General features: G+C 71.9%; 16 protein-coding genes. 8 read left to right on the top strand and 8 right to left on the bottom strand.

What is annotated here, in order from left to right; genetic code table 11:
* Positions 1-28: 28 nt before the first annotated feature.
* From ACZ7GZ_RS17285 to ACZ7GZ_RS17305, 5 genes are all read right to left on the bottom strand, one after another.
* Complete coding sequence (locus ACZ7GZ_RS17285) at positions 29-475, bottom strand: organic hydroperoxide resistance protein (RefSeq protein WP_471024894.1); 447 nt, start codon at positions 473-475, stop codon at positions 29-31.
* Between the two features lie 130 nt (positions 476-605).
* Positions 606-1,082 (bottom strand): MarR family winged helix-turn-helix transcriptional regulator, encoded by a 477-nt coding sequence (locus ACZ7GZ_RS17290; protein ID WP_471024895.1) that lies wholly within the window; start codon positions 1,080-1,082, stop codon positions 606-608.
* Positions 1,079-1,840 (bottom strand): energy-coupling factor ABC transporter ATP-binding protein, encoded by a 762-nt coding sequence (locus ACZ7GZ_RS17295; protein ID WP_471024896.1) that lies wholly within the window; start codon positions 1,838-1,840, stop codon positions 1,079-1,081. The genes ACZ7GZ_RS17290 and ACZ7GZ_RS17295 overlap by 4 nt, the downstream gene beginning before the upstream one ends.
* Complete coding sequence (gene cbiQ, locus ACZ7GZ_RS17300) at positions 1,828-2,589, bottom strand: cobalt ECF transporter T component CbiQ (protein ID WP_471024897.1); 762 nt, start codon at positions 2,587-2,589, stop codon at positions 1,828-1,830. The genes ACZ7GZ_RS17295 and cbiQ overlap by 13 nt, the downstream gene beginning before the upstream one ends.
* Before the next feature lies 1 nt (position 2,590).
* Positions 2,591-3,646, bottom strand: coding sequence for an energy-coupling factor ABC transporter permease (locus ACZ7GZ_RS17305; RefSeq protein ID WP_471024899.1), 1,056 nt, complete (start codon positions 3,644-3,646; stop codon positions 2,591-2,593).
* Positions 3,647-3,814: 168 nt separating this feature from the next.
* Between ACZ7GZ_RS17305 and ACZ7GZ_RS17310 the strand changes: the two genes are divergently transcribed.
* On the top strand, positions 3,815-4,153 hold the full coding sequence (locus ACZ7GZ_RS17310; RefSeq protein ID WP_471024901.1) for an SsgA family sporulation/cell division regulator: 339 nt from the start codon (positions 3,815-3,817) through the stop codon (positions 4,151-4,153).
* On the opposite strand, the gene ACZ7GZ_RS17315 is transcribed toward ACZ7GZ_RS17310, so the two are convergent.
* Positions 4,154-5,824 carry a penicillin-binding transpeptidase domain-containing protein gene (locus ACZ7GZ_RS17315; protein ID WP_471024902.1) on the bottom strand — a complete coding sequence of 557 codons (1,671 nt, stop codon included), beginning with the start codon at positions 5,822-5,824 and terminating at the stop codon, positions 4,154-4,156. It abuts the gene before it with no gap.
* A gap of 161 nt (positions 5,825-5,985) precedes the next feature.
* Complete coding sequence (locus tag ACZ7GZ_RS17320) at positions 5,986-7,734, bottom strand: dolichyl-phosphate-mannose--protein mannosyltransferase (RefSeq protein WP_471024904.1); 1,749 nt, start codon at positions 7,732-7,734, stop codon at positions 5,986-5,988.
* A gap of 98 nt (positions 7,735-7,832) precedes the next feature.
* On the opposite strand from ACZ7GZ_RS17320, the gene rsmI reads away from it, so the two are divergent.
* The 6 genes from rsmI (at position 7,833) to ACZ7GZ_RS17350 (ending at position 13,962) form a co-directional block, all read left to right on the top strand.
* Positions 7,833-8,681 carry a 16S rRNA (cytidine(1402)-2'-O)-methyltransferase gene (gene rsmI / locus ACZ7GZ_RS17325; protein ID WP_471024905.1) on the top strand — a complete coding sequence of 283 codons (849 nt, stop codon included), beginning with the start codon at positions 7,833-7,835 and terminating at the stop codon, positions 8,679-8,681.
* 333 nt (positions 8,682-9,014) lie between these two features.
* Positions 9,015-9,416, top strand: a complete 402-nt coding sequence (locus ACZ7GZ_RS17330) for a hypothetical protein (protein WP_471024906.1) — start codon at positions 9,015-9,017, stop codon at positions 9,414-9,416.
* Positions 9,417-9,463: 47 nt separating this feature from the next.
* Positions 9,464-10,360 carry a TatD family hydrolase gene (locus ACZ7GZ_RS17335; RefSeq protein ID WP_471024908.1) on the top strand — a complete coding sequence of 299 codons (897 nt, stop codon included), beginning with the start codon at positions 9,464-9,466 and terminating at the stop codon, positions 10,358-10,360.
* Between the two features lie 159 nt (positions 10,361-10,519).
* A complete protein-coding gene (locus tag ACZ7GZ_RS17340) occupies positions 10,520-11,944 on the top strand; it encodes a ubiquitin-like domain-containing protein (RefSeq protein ID WP_471024909.1) in 1,425 nt (474 codons plus the stop codon).
* A 258-nt stretch (positions 11,945-12,202) separates the two neighbouring features.
* On the top strand, positions 12,203-13,072 hold the full coding sequence (rsmA, locus tag ACZ7GZ_RS17345; RefSeq protein ID WP_471024910.1) for a 16S rRNA (adenine(1518)-N(6)/adenine(1519)-N(6))-dimethyltransferase RsmA: 870 nt from the start codon (positions 12,203-12,205) through the stop codon (positions 13,070-13,072).
* Entirely contained in the window at positions 13,069-13,962 is an 894-nt protein-coding gene (locus tag ACZ7GZ_RS17350; RefSeq protein ID WP_471024912.1) for a 4-(cytidine 5'-diphospho)-2-C-methyl-D-erythritol kinase, read from the top strand. Before rsmA ends, ACZ7GZ_RS17350 begins: the two co-directional genes overlap by 4 nt.
* A gap of 11 nt (positions 13,963-13,973) precedes the next feature.
* On the opposite strand, the gene ACZ7GZ_RS17355 is transcribed toward ACZ7GZ_RS17350, so the two are convergent.
* A complete protein-coding gene (locus ACZ7GZ_RS17355; RefSeq protein WP_471024913.1) occupies positions 13,974-14,570 on the bottom strand; it encodes a Uma2 family endonuclease in 597 nt (198 codons plus the stop codon).
* A gap of 156 nt (positions 14,571-14,726) precedes the next feature.
* Here ACZ7GZ_RS17355 and ACZ7GZ_RS17360 point away from each other — a divergent pair, with 156 nt between their 5' ends.
* A complete protein-coding gene (locus tag ACZ7GZ_RS17360) occupies positions 14,727-16,535 on the top strand; it encodes an ABC-F family ATP-binding cassette domain-containing protein (RefSeq protein WP_471024914.1) in 1,809 nt (602 codons plus the stop codon).
* Positions 16,536-17,011 lie beyond the last annotated feature (476 nt).

The raw sequence follows: 17,011 nt of genomic DNA on the forward strand, positions 1-17,011 counted from the left end.
GCTGTGTGCCTGTGATTCCTCGGTGGGATCAGCCCAGCAGGATCGTTACGTCGATGTTGCCGCGCGTCGCGTTGGAGTACGGGCACACCTCGTGCGCCGCGTCCACCAGCCGGGCCGCCAGGTCCGGGTCCAGGACCGGCAGGGAGACGCTGAGGGCGACCGCGAGGCCGTAGCCGCGGTGCCGGTTCGGGCCGATGCCGACCTTGGCGGCCACCGTGGAGCCGGTCAGGTCGTAGCCCGCGCGGTTGCCGACGAGGATCAGCGCGTTGTGGAAGCAGGAGCTGTAGCCGGCCGCGAAGAGCTGTTCCGGGTTGGTGCCGGTGCCGTCGCCGCCCAGCTCGGGAGGCATCGCGACCTTCAGCTCGAGCTGGCCGTCCTGGCTGGTGACGTAGCCGTCCCGGCCGCCGTGAGCGGTGGCCTCGGCGACGTACATGATCTTCGTCGGACGGGTGTCGACAGCGGTGTCGTCGGTCATGGCCGGCCTCCCCCGGAACAAGTGGCGCACAAATACATCGCGCACAAGGTACTGGCTGGTAGGTCAGCAGGCCGCACTCGGGGGTGGCAACCGCGGGTAACGCGAGACCAGCGCGCGATGCTCTACGGGATCAGCGCCGGCCGGCCGCCGCGTCGGCGCGCTCGGTGAGCTTCCACAACTCCTCGCGCAACCGCGCGATCTCCTGCGGGCCGAGGCCCGTCGTGGTGAGAAGTGCGCCGGGTACGCGCGCCGCGCGCTCCCTGAGTTCCTCTCCGCGCCCCGTGCACGCGACGAGCACCGAGCGCTCGTCGCCGGCCGCGCGCTCCCTGCGCACCAGACCCGCCCCCTCCAGCCGCTTGAGCAACGGCGAGACGGTCCCGTAGTCCAGACGCAGGGCGCGCGCCAGTTCCTTCACGCTGGTCTCGCCGCGCTCCCACAGCGCCAGCAGCACGAGGTATTGCGGATAGGTGAGGCCGAGGTCGTCCAGAAGTGGACGGTACGCGGCGGTCACGGCGCGCTGCGCGGCGTACAGCGCGAAGCACAGCTGGTCGTCGAGCAGCGGCGACCCGGCGGCCCCTTGGTCGTCTCGGTCCTCTTGACGCGTCACGCGCCCATTGTCACGGACCTCGGATCGAAGCCGAACGGCAGCTCCAGGCGGTGCGCTCGCATCAGCTCGTCGTCGGAGAGCAGCCCGGCGGTCGGGCCGTCGGCCGCGATCACGCCGTCGCTGAGGACGAGGGAGCGCGGGCACAGCTCCAGGGCGTAGGGGAGGTCGTGGGTCACCATGAGGACCGTGACGTCCAGGGAGCGCAGGATGTCCGCGAGTTCGCGGCGGGAGGCCGGGTCGAGGTTGGAGGACGGCTCGTCCAGGACGAGGATCTCCGGCTCCATGGCGAGCACGGTGGCCACGGCCACGCGCCGGCGCTGGCCGAAGGACAGGTGGTGCGGCGGACGGTCGGCGAAGTCCTGCATGCCGACCCGCTCCAGGGCCGTGCGCACCCGCTCCTGAAGCGCGGCCCCCTTGATCCCGGCGGCGGCCGGCCCGAACGCCACGTCCTCCCGCACGGTCGGCATGAACAGCTGGTCGTCAGGGTCCTGGAAGACGATGCCGACCTTCTGCCGGACGGCGGCCATGTGCTGCCTGCCGACGGGCAGCCCGGCCACCGTCACCGTGCCGGTGCCGCCGCCCAGGATGCCGTTGAGGTGGAGCACCAGGGTGGTCTTGCCGGCGCCGTTCGGGCCGAGCAGCGCGACCCGCTCCCCGCGCGCGATCGTGAAATCGACACCGAACAGGGCCTGGTGGCCGTCGGGGTAGGCGAAGGCGAGGCCGGAGACCTCCAGGGAAGCAGTGCTCACAGGATCCATCCCAGCAGACAGACGACAACGGCGGTGCAGGGGAGTGCGAGAGCGTGCCGCCACTGCGCGCCGGACGCGGTCACCTCGTCGATGACCGGCATGGAACCGGCGTAGCCGCGGCTCACCATGGCCAGGTGCACGCGCTCCCCGCGCTCGTAGGAGCGGATGAACAGCGCGCCGGCGGACTTGGCGAGCACGCCCCAGTGCCGTACGCCCCTGGCCTCGAAGCCGCGCGACTCACGGGCGATCCGCATCCGGCGCATCTCGTCGGTGATGACGTCGCCGTAGCGGATCATGAAGGAGGCGATCTGGACCAGCAGCGGCGGGAGCCTCAGCCGTTGCAGGCCCAGCAGCAGTTCACGCAGCTCGGTGGTGGCGGCCAGCAGTACGGATGCGGCGACGCCGAGCGTGCCCTTGGCGAGGACGTTCCAGGCGCCCCACAGGCCGTTCACGCTCAGCGAGAGGCCGAGCGCATGCACCCGCCCGCCCTCCGCCACGAACGGCATGAGCACCGCGAACGCCACGAACGGCACCTCGATCAGCAGCCGCTTGAGCAGGAAAACGGCCGGTACGCGCGCGTGGTACGCGACGCAGCCGAGCAGGACGGCGTACACCGCGAACGCCCACATCGCCTCGCGCGGGGTGGACACGACGACCACCACGAACAGGAAGGCGGCGGCGAGCTTGGTGTGCGGCGGCAGACCGTGCACGGGCGAGTGCCCGTGCCGGTACAGCCGGTGCGCGTGTCCGGCTCCCACGTCAGAGCCCGGTGCCGGCGGGGGAGACGTCCTCGGCCCGGCGCCGGCGCAGGGCCCAGAACACCGCGCTGCCCGCCACGACCGTGACACCGACGCCGATCACACCGGCGAGACCGCCGGACAGCCGGGCGTTCGAGACGTTCCTGACGCCGTAGTCGGCGAGCGGGGAGCCGGCGGCGGTGTGCTTCTCCTCCTTCTTGTCGATCCCCTTGTCGTGCGCGACCTTCTCCAGGCCGTCGGGGTTCGCGGAGGCGTAGAAGCTGACGAATCCGGCGAGGACGAGGGAGGTGACCAGGCCCGTCACCCACAGCGTGCGCCGGGAGGTGCGCGCCGCCACGGGCGCCGTGCGCGCCATGACGGGCGCCGGCGCGTCCACGAGCGCGCCGTCCACGCGCAGCTTGAGCCGCTGGCGCAGGCCGCGCGCGCCGTGCACGAGATCCGGGCGCACGGCGATCACCGCGCTCACCGTGAGCGCGGTGATGACGGCCTCGCCGACGCCGATCAGGACATGGACCCCGATCATCGCGGTCGCGACCTTGCCGAGGGAGACGTCGGTCGTCCCGCCGACCGCGTACAGGAGGGTGAAGACGACCGCGGCGGCCGGTACGGACACCAGCGCGGCGACGAAGGAGGCGACGGTCACCGAACGCCGTCTGCGGGGCAGGACGGCGAGCAGCGCGCGGAAGACGGCGTACGACACGACCGTAGTGGTGATCGCCATGTCGGTGATGTTCACGCCGAGCGCGGTGAGCCCGCCGTCCGCGAACAGCACGCCCTGCATGAGCAGCACCACGGACACGCACAGCACACCCGTGTACGGGCCGACCAGGATCGCGGCGAGCGCTCCGCCGAGCAGGTGGCCGCTTGTTCCGGCCGCGACGGGGAAGTTGAGCATCTGTACGGCGAAGATGAACGCCGCCACCAGGCCGGCCAGCGGGGCCGTCCGTTCGTCCAGTTCACGGCGGGCGCCGCGCAGGCTCACCGCGAGGGCGCCTGCGGCGGCCACTGCGGTGACGGCGGAGGTGGGAGCGTCGATGAATCCGTCAGGAACATGCACCGGACGATTTTAGGCCCTTGTTGCGAACCAGTTGCAAGAGCCCATCGCTCCCGCATCGTTCCGTGGGACGGCCCGCGTCGGCGGGCGGAAACCGGAAAATGTGCGACATTGGAGAGAAAGCGGATGCAAAGCTTTCGCATTGGTCACTCAGCGTGAGAGGGCGGTACGATGTCTGTGGTCGAGCAGTACGCGCGCGCCCATATCGTCACCGACGAGGAGGACCCGGGGGCCGTACCGGTGGTGCTGCGGTACGACCCCGACAGCGATCCGCGCTCGGTCCGGGTCGGCCTGCCGGGTCCGCACGAGTGGACCTTCTCCCGCTCACTGCTGGAACGGGGGCTGCGGGTACCGGCCGAGAGCGGCGCGGTGCGGGTGTGGCCGTGCGGGCGTGTCCAGGCCGTCGTCGAGTTCCACTCCGACCACGGTGTCGACGTGGTCCAGTTCGACTCGAAGGCCCTGCTCAGATTCCTGCGCCGCACCTACACCGCGGAGCCCGTACGGACCTGATCAGCCGCCCGCCTTCAGCAGCGCCGCCACGATCGGCCCGGCCGTGTCGCCGCCGTGGCCGCCCGCCTGGACCACGCCCGCGGCGGCGAGGTCGCCCCTGAAGGCGGTGAACCAGCCGTTCGGCTTCTTCTGCCCGTCGACCTCGGCGGAGCCCGTCTTCGCGCCGTAGTCCCCGCTCATGCCCGCCATCGCCTTGGCGGCCGTGCCGTAATCCGCCGTGAACCGCATGACGTCCTTCAGCTGGGACTGCGTGGCCGGCGACATGGTGCGCGCGGCCTTCGCCGTCGTGCGGTGGTCCACCTCGGGGGACACCAGGTACGGCTGACGGAAGACGCCCGACTCGACCGTCGCCGCCACGGACGCCATGTTCAGCGGGTTCATGCGCACGCCGCCCTGCCCGATCAGCGAGGCGCCCATCTGCGCGCCGCTCTGCACCGGCACGGAGCCGTCGAACGACGGGACGCCGATGGCCCAGTTGTTCATACCGAGGCCGTAGACCTGCTGGGCCTCCTTCGTCAGGTCGCTGTCCGACAGCTTCGGCGCGAAGTTGATGAAGGCGTTGTTGCAGGAGGCTCCGAAGCTCTGCTTGAACGTGCCCTTCTTGATCTCGGAGTCGCCGTCGTTGTGGAAGGTCCAGCCGGCCAGCTTGTACGTCTTGGGGCACGGGTGCGATGCGCCCGGGGTGACGAGCTTCTTCTCGAAGAGCATCGTCGACGTCACGATCTTCATCGTGGAGCCGGGCGCGAGAGAGCCCTGGAAGGCGACGTTGAAGCCGTGCTCGCTGTTGGCGACCGCGAGGATCTCCCCCGTCGAGGGCCGTACGACGACCACGGACGCCCGCGCCCGCTTGCCGACCTGCTGCTCGGCCGCCGCCTGCAGGGCCGGGCTCAGCGTCGTCTTCACCGTCCCCGGGGTGCCCTTGCTCAGCTCCGCGAGCGTCTTGTCGGACAGCTCGGCCTTCTGCGACGCCGTGCCGCGCACCACGCGCAGCTCGACGCCCGCCTTGCCGCCCGCCGTCTTGCCGTACTTCTCCCGCAGCCCGTCCAGCACCGTGCCCAGCGACGGGTACGTGGCGGCCGTCAGCTCACCGCCGTCACGGTCCAGCGCCTTGATCGGCGGTGTGCCGGACTCGCCGGTGACGAGGGTGTCGCCGTCCTTCAGGTCCGGGTGGACGACCGCGGAGTGCCAGTCGACCACCGGCTTGCCGTCGCTGGGCCGCCGCACCACGGTGAACGAGCTGTCGTACGCCAGCGGCTTGCTCAGGTTCTTGTACGACACCGTCGCCTTGACGGAGAACGGCACCTCGGCGCCCTTGGCCGCGCCCGGCGTCAGCGTGACGCCCTTCAGATGCGCGTCCTTGGCGTAGCCGGTGAGCAGCTTGGCGGCGGCGGAGGCGTCGTCGGTGGCGGCGGCCGCCTCGGTCGGCCTGCCCTGCTGCCACGCGGTGAGAAAGCGGGTGGAGGCCGCGCGGACCTCGGCGGCGCTGAGCGGGCCGGTCTTGACCGTTTTGTGGTCGGTCGTGGCGGACGTGCGCTCGTCGGCCGCGGCACCGCCGTCGTACAGCGCGTAGGCACCGAACCCGGCGCCGCCGACGACCAGGGCGATCATCCCGCCGAGCACGACGGGACTGGTCGTCTTCCGTCGCTCGGCGACGCGCCTTCTCTTGCCCACAGCCTCAGATCCTCCGTACGTTCCCCAGGCCCCCCGTAGCCCTCACACTCCCCAACGACGGCACTCACCTTAAAGTCCCCACCTCAGAGGGTGATGTCGGCGGCCGATCCGTAGCAGGGTTGCGACAATCCGACCGGACCGCGCCCCGCCGCCACCGCGGCTCACACCCAGGTGTCCAGCCACATCCGCGACCGCCACTGGTCGACCGGGATCGCCGTGCCCGTGTACAGCGGCCAGAAGTAGATGAAGTTCCACGCGATCAGCAGCACCAGGACGCCCGCCGCCGACGCGCCGATCACCCGGCGGGTGTCGGAGGAGCCCGGCGGGCCGACGACCGCGCCGATCAGCATCGCCACCGCCAGGCACAGGAACGGCACGAAGACGACCGCGTAGAACAGGAAGATCGTCCGCTCCTGGTACAGGAACCAGGGCAGATAGCCGGCCGCGATCCCGCACGCGATCGCACCGGCGCGCCAGTCGCGGCGGAACGCCCAGCGCCACAGCACGTACAGGATCGCGAAGCAGGCCACCCACCACAGCAGCGGTGTGCCGATCGCCAGCACCTCACGGGCGCACTTCTGGCCGGCGTCCGCCGGGCAGCCGTCCGCGCCGGGATTCGGCGACTCGTAGAAGTACGACACCGGGCGGCCCAGCACGATCCAGCTCCACGGGTTGGACTGGTAGGTGTGCGGGGACGTCAGGCCGACGTGGAACTCGTACACCTCGTGCTCGTAGTGCCACAGGCTGCGCAGCCAGTCCGGCAGGAACGTCCAGCTGCCGCCCTTGCCGTCGGTGGCCGCCCAGTTGCGGAAGTAGCCGCCGGTGCCGTTTGCCGGGGAGAGGACCCAGCCGGTCCAGGAGGCCAGGTAGACGACGATCGCCACCGGGACCGTCGCCAGGAAGGCGAGACCCGTGTCGTACTTCAGGGCCGCCGCGTACGGGTGCTGCGCGCCGGCGGTCTTGCGGGCGCCGACGTCCCACAGCACCGCCATGACGCAGAACGCGGCCAGGATGTACAGGCCGTTCCACTTCGTGCCGATGGCCAGGCCCAGCATCAGCCCGGCCGCCCAGCGCCAGGGGCGCAGACCGAAGCGGAACGTGTCGGCCACGCGCGCGTGCGGGCGGACCCGGCCGTCCGGGTCGGCCGGCAGCGCGGCGGCCAGCCTCTCCCGCGACCGGTCCCGGTCGAGGACCAGGCAGCCGAACGCGGCCAGCACGAAGAACATCAGCACGCCGTCGAGCAGCGAGGTCCGGCTCATCACGAAGTGCAGGCCGTCCACCGCCATCAGCGCGCCCGCGAGGCAGCCGAGGAACGTCGAGCGGAACATCCGGCGCCCGATCCGGCACAGCAGCAGGACGGAGAGGGTGCCCAGCAGCGCCGTCATGAACCGCCAGCCGAACGGGTCGAACCCGAACACCAGCTCGCCGAGCCCGATGACGTACTTGCCGACCGGGGGATGCACGACGTACGCCGCGTCCGTCGGGATCGCCAGGTGGCCGTGCGTCTGCAGCACCAGGTTGTTGGCGTTCTTGTCCCAGTTGACCTCGTAGCCGCGGTGGACGAGCGCCCAGGCGTCCTTGGCGTAGTACGTCTCGTCGAATATCACCGCGCGCGGACTGCCCAGGTTCCAGAACCGCATCAGGCCCGCCAGCAGCGTCACCAGCAGCGGACCGCCCCAGCCCGACCAGCGCGTGATCCGATCGGCGAGGACCGGCGGCACGCCGAGCACCTGCCACAGCCGGGGGCTCGGCTCGGCGTACGGGGGCACCAGTCGGTCGCGCACGTCGCCCGAGGGCGCGTTTTCCGCCGGTACGTACCCGAATCGGCGCAGCCGCTGCCGCCACGACGGCCGCTGGTCGTGCGGCGCCTGGCCCTGCCGGAGGTCCATGGAGGACGCGGTACTGGTCACCGCGCCATCGTAGGGAACGGTTCTGTGCGAGTCCCGTGCATGTGCGGTACCGGTCGGCTTCCGGGAGGGCTGTCAGTGGTTCCTGGGAGGATGGTCGTGTGACTGGAACCCTTGTCCTCGCAGGTACCCCCATCGGCGACGTCGCGGACGCGCCGCCCCGGCTCGCCGAGGAGCTGGCCGGTGCCGACGTCGTCGCCGCGGAGGACACCCGGCGGCTGCGCCGGCTCACCCAGGCCCTCGGCGTCACGCCCAAGGGCCGCGTGGTGTCGTACTTCGAGGGCAACGAGACCGCCCGTACGCCGGAGCTGGTCGAGGAGCTGCTCGGCGGCGCGCGCGTGCTGCTCGTGACCGACGCCGGGATGCCGTCGGTCTCCGACCCGGGCTACCGGCTGGTCGCGGCCGCCGTGGAGCGGGACATCCGGGTCACCGCCGTGCCGGGGCCGTCCGCCGTGCTCACCGCGCTCGCGCTGTCCGGGCTGCCCGTCGACCGGTTCTGCTTCGAGGGCTTCCTGCCGCGCAAGGCGGGCGAGCGGCTGTCCCGGCTGCGGGAGGTCGCGGGCGAGCGGCGCACCCTCGTCTACTTCGAGGCCCCGCACCGGCTCGACGACACCCTCGCCGCGATGGCCGAGGTCTTCGGCGAGGATCGGCGGGCCGCCGTGTGCCGGGAGCTGACCAAGACGTACGAGGAGGTACGGCGCGGCCCGCTGGCGGAGCTGGCGCGGTGGGCCGCGGACGGCGTCCGCGGGGAGATCACCGTCGTGGTCGAGGGAGCCCCCGAGGCCGGGCCGGAGGAACTCGACGCGCCGGAGCTGGTGCGCCGGGTGCGGGTGCGGGAGGAGGCCGGTGAGCGGCGCAAGGAGGCGATCGCCGCGGTCGCGGTGGAGGCGGGGGTGCCGAAGAGGGTTGTTTTCGATGCGGTGGTTGCCGCCAAGCGTGCCGGTGAGTGAGGGGGTGGCCGGGAAGCGGCTGCCGGGTTTCGGTTTGTTGCCGGGCGCGGCTCGTTGCGCGTCGCTCGCGCAGTTCTCCGCGCCTCTTTCGGGGCGCCGCAGAAACCCCCTCTGAGCAGGGCTGATCTCGGGTGAGCGGGTGCCCCATGGGACGGCAAAAGGCTGTCGTCGAAAGCAAAGCCGAGCGGGGGTGAAGAGGGTGGTTTCTGCAAGGAACTGCCAAATCGCCTCCAACACTCGACAGCCCTGCTGCGTTCGCGGCGGCGGAAGAGTCCACTGGTTGAAGAGGCGCCTCGTCGCGGGGCGCCTGTCCAGCGGACAAGAGGAGCTGGCATGAGTGAGATCGCAGGGCACTCCGGCCTCCGCGGTACGGCCACAGCCGTCGTTCACGAGTCGTATTCCTTCGCCTGCATGCACTGCGGGCACGGCTGGGAGCAGTCGTACGAGATAGAGCACCACACGGACGCCGACGGGCAGGAGTTCGTGCTCTACGTGGCCGACGGCCGGGTCGTGCCGTCGCCGCTGAGCCGGCCCAGCTGCCACAATTGCGACGGTCACGTCGTGCGGATCATGCGCGCGGGGCAGGTCTCGTCGGTCCACGGCGCCGCGGAGCGGCACCACGGCGTGCCGCAGGCGGGCCCGGTCGAGGCGCCGGAGGTGCCCGCGCACGGCAAGGAACCGCACCACTGGCACCTGTCCGATCTCCTGCACCCGTTCCAGCGCAAGGCCGGCTGAGCGGATCGCCGGCCGCCGCGGGCACGCCCCTTTCGTAGGATCGGGGCATGCCTTCGAACGCCGGCCAGAACACCAAGGGCGACAAGAACACCGCGCCGCCGCTTCCGGCGCCGCTGCGGGTCCCGGTCGCCGACTCCCACACCCACCTCGACATGCAGTCCGGCACGGTCGAGGAGGGCCTCGCGAAGGCCGCGTCGGTGGGGGTCACGACGGTCGTCCAGGTCGGCTGCGACATCAAGGGCTCGCGCTGGGCCGCCGAGACCGCGGCCGCGTACGACAGCGTCCACGCCGCCGTCGCCCTGCACCCCAACGAGGCCCCGCGCATCGTCCACGGCGACCCCGACGGCTGGTCGCGGCAGGGCGCGCGGGAGCCGGGCGGTGACGCGGCGCTGGACGAGGCCCTCGCCGAGATCGACCGGCTCGCCGGACTGCCCCAGGTCAAGGGCGTGGGCGAGACCGGGCTCGACCACTTCCGCACCGGCCCGGAGGGCAAGGCGGCCCAGGAGCGGTCCTTCCGCGCCCACATCGAGATCGCCAAGCGGCACGGCAAGGCGCTCGTCATCCACGACCGGGACGCGCACGCCGACGTCCTGCGCATCCTGAAGGAGGAGGGCGCCCCCGAGCGCACCGTCTTCCACTGCTACTCCGGCGATGCCGACATGGCGGAGACCTGCGCCCGCGAGGGCTACTTCATGTCCTTCGCCGGCAACGTCACCTTCAAGAACGCCCAGAACCTCCGGGACGCCCTCGCCGTCGCCCCGCTGGAGCTGGTCCTCGTGGAGACCGACGCGCCCTTCCTGACCCCGGCACCGTACCGGGGCCGGCCCAACGCCCCGTACCTCGTCCCGGTCACGGTCCGCGCGATGGCCGCCGTGCGCGGCATCGACGAGGACGCGCTGGCGACGGCCCTCGCCGCCAACACCGCTCGCGCCTTCGGCTACTGAGCCCCTGTTCGAGCGGCGGGCCGCGCTCCCGTGTTCGGGCGGCGAGCACGCACTCGGCGGGCAACAGTACGTAGTCGCGTCGCTTTGGAGAGTGACGGTCGCTCCGCTAGGTTCTGGGGGCCCGATCGGACCCCTCTGGCACCTCTGGAGCGTGTCGGCGTGAGCAAGTCGCAGTACGAGACGTTCGAGACATGGTGGCCGTACGAGCCGTACGGCCCCGGCGCCTCCGTGTACACCGCGGACACCCAGCCGTACGGGTGGTACGAGGACACCTACCGGCCCGCTTACGAGGCGCAGGCGTACTTCGTCACCGAGCCGGTGCTGCCCCGGCAGGGCGGGCGCGCGCAGCAGACCGGGAGCGTGCCGAAGTCCGGGAACGCGCCGCGGGCGGGCGGCGCGCCGGACGAAGAAGGGTCGGGCGGACCCGAGACGCTCGCCGGCGTCGGCGGCCGGGCCGCGCGCCGACGCAAGGGGCGCTGCGCCGAGCGCCCGGACTCCGCCGTGCGCCGTCTGCTGCCGCAGGCGCTGGTCGTGGCCTTCCTCGCCGGCGGCACCACCGCCTTCGTCGCCAAGGACAAGGCGGTCGAGCTGACCGTCGAGGGCAAGCAGCGCACCCTGCACACCTTCGCCGACGACGTCAGCGAGCTGCTCGCCGAGGAACGCGTGCCCGTGGGAGCGCACGACCTGATCGCGCCCGCCCCCGGCACGCCGCTCGCCAGCGGTGACACGGTCGCCGTGCGCTACGGGCGCCCCGTCCGGCTCACCCTGGACGGCCGGCGGCACGAGGTGTGGACGACGGCGCACACCGTGGAAGGAGCGCTCGACGAGCTGGGGGTGCGCGCGGAGGGCGCGTACCTGTCCACCTCGCGCTCCCGGAGCATCGGACGCGCCGGGCTCACGCTCGACGTGCGCACCGAGCGCGCCGTCACGGTCATGGCCGACGGCCGGACCCGCACCATCCGCACCAACGCGGCCACCGTCCGCGAGGTCATCGGGGAGGCCGGGATCGGCCTGCACGGCGAGGACATCACCTCCGTGCCGCTCGACAGCTTTCCACGCGACGGGCAGACGGTGACCGTGCTGCGGGTCAGCGGCAGCCGGGAGGTCCGCGAGGAGCAGATCCCGTTCGCGGTCGAGCGCACCGAGGACCCCACCCTCTTCAAGGGCACCGAGGTCGTCGTACAGGCGGGGCAGCCCGGCCTTCGGCGCGACACCTACCTGCTGCGCATCGTCAACGGGGTCCGGGAGAAGCCGCGCCGGGAGACCTCCGAGGTGGTGCGCAAGCCGCGCAAGCAGATCGTGAAGGTGGGCACCAAACCGCTGCCGCCCTCCGTGGCCGGCGCCGACCACCTGAACTGGCACGGTCTCGCCACCTGCGAGTCCGGCGGCCGACCGAACGCGGTCGACCCGTCCGGGACGTACGGCGGCCTCTACCAGTTCGACTCGCGCACATGGCACAGCCTCGGCGGCACCGGACGCCCGCAGGACGCGCCGGAGGCCGAACAGACCTTCCGCGCGAAGAAGCTGTACGTGCGCCGGGGGGCGACTCCTTGGCCGCACTGCGGGGCGCGACTGCATGGCTGACCGGGCAGGCCCGGGGCGCGCCGCGGGACTGCGGGCCGTCCGCCGGATGCCGATGCGGATGCGGGTGCCGGTGTGGGTGTAGGTGCGTGCGTGGGGCTGGTGGCGCCCGCGCGGCGCAACCGCAGGCCGATACCGCCCCGCGCCCGTTCGGGGCGCAGCGCGGTACCCGGCGAGCGCCGGCAGGTGGTCCCACCTCCGCGCAGCCGCGGTACCGGGCACCTGGCAACCCGGCCGGGCAGACCCCCGTACCCTTGTCCCGTGAGCAGCCCCAGCCCCGACGCCCTCCTCGGCCCCGCCGACATCCGTGAGCTCGCGGCAGCGCTCGGTGTCCGTCCCACCAAGCAGCGCGGCCAGAACTTCGTGATCGACGCCAACACGGTCCGCCGTATCGTGCGCATCGCCGGGGTCCGCCCCGACGACGTGGTCGTCGAGGTCGGCCCGGGGCTCGGCTCCCTCACGCTCGCGCTGCTGGAGGCCGCCGACCGGGTCACCGCGGTCGAGATCGACGACGTACTCGCCGCGGCCCTGCCCACGACCATCGCCGCCCGCATGCCCGCACGCGCCGACCGGTTCGCGCTGGTCCACTCCGACGCGATGCACGTCACCGAGCTGCCCGGCCCCCCGCCGACGGCGCTGGTGGCGAACCTCCCCTACAACGTCGCCGTCCCCGTGCTGCTGCACATGCTCGACACCTTCCCGGGCATCGAGCGCACCCTCGTCATGGTGCAGTCCGAGGTCGCCGACCGGCTGGCCGCCGCGCCCGGCAACAAGGTGTACGGCGTGCCGTCGGTGAAGGCGAACTGGTACGCCGAGGTGAAGCGGGCTGGGGCGATCGGCCGTAACGTCTTCTGGCCCGCGCCGAACGTCGACAGCGGCCTGGTGTCGCTGGTGCGGCGGGCCGAGCCGGTCAAGACGACCGCGTCCAAGGCCGAGGTCTTCGCCGTCGTCGACGCGGCCTTCGCACAGCGCCGCAAGACCCTGCGGGCGGCACTGGCCGGCTGGGCCGGATCCGCCGCTGCCGCCGAGGCCGCCCTGGTCGCGGCCGGGGTCTCGCCGCAGGCGCGTGGGGAGGCGCTGACGGTGGAGGAGTTCGCGCGGATCGCGGAACACAGGGAGAGCGGTAAGTGAGCGTCACGGTACGGGTACCGGCCAAGGTCAACGTCCAGCTCGCGGTCGGCGCCGCCCGCGCGGACGGGTTCCACGACCTCGCCAACGTCTTCCTCGCGGTCGGCCTGTACGACGAGGTGACGGTGACCCCCGCGGACGAACTCCGGATCACCTGCGAGGGCCCGGACGCCGACCAGGTCCCCCTGGACCGCACCAACCTCGCCGCGCGCGCGGCGATCGCCCTCGCCGGGCGCCGGGGCATCGAGCCTGCCGTCCACATCCACATCGCCAAGGACATCCCGGTCGCCGGCGGCATGGCCGGCGGCAGCGCGGACGGCGCGGGCGCCCTGCTCGCCTGCAACACGCTGTGGGGTGCGGGTGCCTCCCGGGCCGAGCTGCTCGCGATCTGCGCCGAACTGGGCAGCGATGTGCCGTTCAGCCTGGTCGGCGGGGCGGCCCTCGGTGTCGGGCGTGGCGAGCAGCTGACCGCCCTGGAGGTCGGCGGCAGCTTTCACTGGGTGTTCGCGATGGCCGAGCGGGGGCTGTCGACCCCGGCCGTCTTCCGGGAGTTCGACCGGCTGGCGGAGGGGCGGGAGATCCCGGAGCTGGTGGCTTCGGCGGAACTGCTGGAGGCGCTGGCGAAGGGGGACGCGGAGGCGCTGGCGGCGGCTGTGTCCAATGATCTTCAGCCTGCGGCGCTGTCCCTGTTCCCGGAGCTGGCGGAGACGCTGGACGCGGGGCGGGGTGCGGGTGCGCTCGCCGCGCTGGTCTCCGGGTCCGGGCCTACGACGGCGTTCCTCGCCCGTGATGCCGAGTCGGCGGAGAAGGTGGGCCAGGCCCTGCGTGCGTCGGGGACGTGCAGGGCGGTGCGGACGGCGGTGGGGGTGGTGGCGGGGGCGACGGTGGTCTGAGGGCCGTCCCCTCAGAGCTCGTCGACCGCCGTCAGGTCGATGTCGATGGGGTACGGCTTGTCGACCTTGAGGCGATCGCGATGCATGCCCATGTGGACATACGCCTGGGTGAGCGGGTCGATTTCGTAGACGTGGACGACGGGCCTGCCGTCTGTCTCGCTTGCCTCGACACGCCAGAAGTTCGGGATTCCGGCGGCGGCGTATTTCTGCGGCTTGGTCGTGCGGTCGCGGGACTCGGACTCGGGCGAGACCACTTCGATCGCCAAAAGTACGTCCCCGGCTTGGTGGCTCGTCTGGTCCGGCCCGGTGATTGCGTCGGTCCGGATCACGCTCACATCGGGTTCCGGGCCGTTGCGCCTGTCGAGGACCACGGTCATCTCCCGGCTGACCCTGAATTCGGCAGGCAGGCCACTGCTGCGCAGGCCGAAGACGAGCAAGTCAACCACGTTCCCATGGACTCGACGCTGCGGCCTCACGAAAACCAGGCTCCCGTCGATCAGCTCTGTGTGCGGCGGGAGATCCGGCAGCGTGAACAGGTCGTCCACGGTGTATCCGTCCAGCGGCGGCACCGGCCATTGAACGCGGTGCTCTACGGACTCGGCGGTCATCGTCCTCCCATGGACGGGATCCTGCTGCCTGCCCTCCACGGTAGCGGCCGGTTCCCGATCACGTCATCACAGAGAGTGACAACCCCCTCGCGCCCCGCCACTCACCCCGCAGGCCCTACGCTAGAAAGCTGATCCACCCCCGCGCACAGGAGTGAAATGGCCGTCAACCTGGTCAATGTCGAGAACGTCAGCAAGGTGTACGGCACCCGTGCACTGCTCGACGGCGTCTCGCTCGGTGTGTCGGAAGGGGACCGGATCGGGATCGTCGGGCGCAACGGCGACGGCAAGACCACCCTCATCCGGATGCTGGCGAAGGTGGAGGAGGCCGACACCGGCCGCGTCACCCACTCCGGCGGCCTGCGGCTCGGCGTGCTCACCCAGCACGACTCCCTCGACCCGTCCGCCACCGTCCGCCACGAGGTGATCGGCGACATGGCCGACCACGAGTGGGCGGGCAACGCCAAGGTCAGGGACGTCCTGACCGGGCTGTTCGGCGGGCTGGACCTGCCGGGCTTCCCCAAGGGCCTGGACACCGTCATCGGGCCGCTGTCCGGTGGCGAGCGGCGCCGCATCGCGCTCGCCAAGCTGCTCATCGAGGAACAGGACCTGATCGTCCTCGACGAGCCCACCAACCACCTCGACGTCGAGGGCATCGCCTGGCTCGCCAAGCACCTGCAGAACCGGCGCTCGGCCCTGGTGTGCGTGACGCACGACCGGTGGTTCCTGGACCAGGTCTGCACCCGCATGTGGGACGTCCAGCGCGGCGACGTGTACGAGTACGAGGGCGGCTACTCCGACTACGTCTTCGCGCGTGCCGAGCGCGAGCGGATCGCCGCCACCGAGGAGGTCAAGCGGCAGAACCTGATCAGGAAGGAGCTGGCCTGGCTGCGGCGCGGGGCGCCCGCCCGTACGTCCAAGCCGCGCTTCCGCGTCGAGGCCGCCAACGAACTGATCGCGGACGTGCCGCCGCCCCGGGACAGCTCCGAGCTGATGAAGTTCGCCTCCTCGCGGCTCGGCAAGACCGTCTTCGACCTCGAGGACATCACCGTCCAGGCCGGGCCGAAGGTACTGCTCAAGCACGTCACCTGGCAGCTCGGCCCCGGCGACCGGATCGGTCTCGTCGGCGTGAACGGTGCCGGCAAGACCTCCCTGCTGCGTGCGATGGCCGCGGCGGCACGTACGGAGGGCGAGGAGCAGCCGGCCGGTGGCCGTATCGCCGTCGGCAGGACCGTCAAGCTCGCCTACCTCTCCCAGGAGGTCGCCGAACTCGACCCCACCTGGCGGGTCCTGGAGGCCGTGCAGCGGGTCCGTGAGCGTGTCGACCTCGGCAAGGGGCGCGAGATGACCGCCGGGCAGCTGTGCGAGACGTTCGGCTTCAGCAAGGAGAAGCAGTGGACGCCGGTCGGGGACCTGTCGGGTGGTGAGCGCCGCCGGCTGCAACTGCTGCGGCTCCTCATGGACGAGCCCAACGTCCTCTTCCTGGACGAGCCCACCAACGACCTCGACATCGAGACCCTCACCCAGCTGGAGGACGTGCTCGACGGCTGGCCCGGATCGATGATCGTCATCTCCCACGACCGGTTCTTCGTCGAGCGCACCACGGACCGGGTCTTCGCCCTCCTCGGCGACGGCAGCCTGCGGATGCTGCCCCGCGGCATCGACGAGTACCTGGAGCGGCGGCAGCGGATGGAGGAGGCGGTCGCCGCGCAGGCCGCCGCCGCGGCACCCAAGCCGGCCGCGACGGAGAAGAGCGCCGCCGACCAGCGCGCCGCCAAGAAGGAACTCCAGAAGATCGAGCGGCAGTTGGACAAGATCTCCGAGAAGGAGACCAGGCTGCACGGCCAGATCGCCGACAACGCCACCGACTTCGCCAAGGTCGCCGACCTGGACGCCCAGCTGCGCGACCTCGCCGGTGAGCGCGAGGAACTGGAGATGCGCTGGCTGGAGTTGGCGGAGGACGCGTAGCGGGGGGTGCGGGCGCGGGGGCGGGCACCGGCGCGAGCCGTGGGCGTGCGCGTCGCCGAGTACGGCGCTCGGGCCGAGGCTGGTGCGTGGTCAGTGACGGCGCTCAGGCCGGGGGGCGGCGCCACGTACGGGCTTGCGCGCCGTCGGCGGGGGGCGGTCGCAACCGGCGTGCGTTCCTCAACGCGCGGCGCCCGCAACCCACTTCACGCCCGCTCCCGCGTCCGCACCCGCGCCCGCTCCCAAGGCGCGAACCGCCACCGCCCGCCCCGAGGCGTGAACCAGCCACAGCCCGCCCCCGCCCCACACTCCAACCCTCCCGGCGCGCGCCGGGGTTGCGTGCGCCGCGTGAAGGGGGCGTGAAGGCGCATAACGGGGGCATCACGGCCCGGTCGTCCCTTGGGAACAGCGGCGGATCCGAGCCCCTGTGCTGTCGGTGCCGGGTGATAGAAAGGGCCGTCTGAGAACTGTCTGAGTAA

It is taken from the genome of Streptomyces sp. NPDC037288 (assembly GCF_055603265.1).

Bases quoted from the DNA above. Each gene is read 5' to 3' on its own strand.
- ACZ7GZ_RS17335 (WP_471024908.1), top strand. From the start codon at position 9,464: ATGCCTTCGAACGCCGGCCAGAACACCAAGGGCGACAAGAACACCGCG.
- ACZ7GZ_RS17360 (WP_471024914.1), top strand. From the start codon at position 14,727: ATGGCCGTCAACCTGGTCAATGTCGAGAACGTCAGCAAGGTGTACGGC.
- ACZ7GZ_RS17295 (WP_471024896.1), bottom strand. From the start codon at position 1,840: ATGGATCCTGTGAGCACTGCTTCCCTGGAGGTCTCCGGCCTCGCCTTC.
- ACZ7GZ_RS17285 (WP_471024894.1), bottom strand. From the start codon at position 475: ATGACCGACGACACCGCTGTCGACACCCGTCCGACGAAGATCATGTAC.
- ACZ7GZ_RS17330 (WP_471024906.1), top strand. From the start codon at position 9,015: ATGAGTGAGATCGCAGGGCACTCCGGCCTCCGCGGTACGGCCACAGCC.
- ACZ7GZ_RS17310 (WP_471024901.1), top strand. From the start codon at position 3,815: ATGTCTGTGGTCGAGCAGTACGCGCGCGCCCATATCGTCACCGACGAG.
- ACZ7GZ_RS17355 (WP_471024913.1), bottom strand. From the start codon at position 14,570: ATGACCGCCGAGTCCGTAGAGCACCGCGTTCAATGGCCGGTGCCGCCG.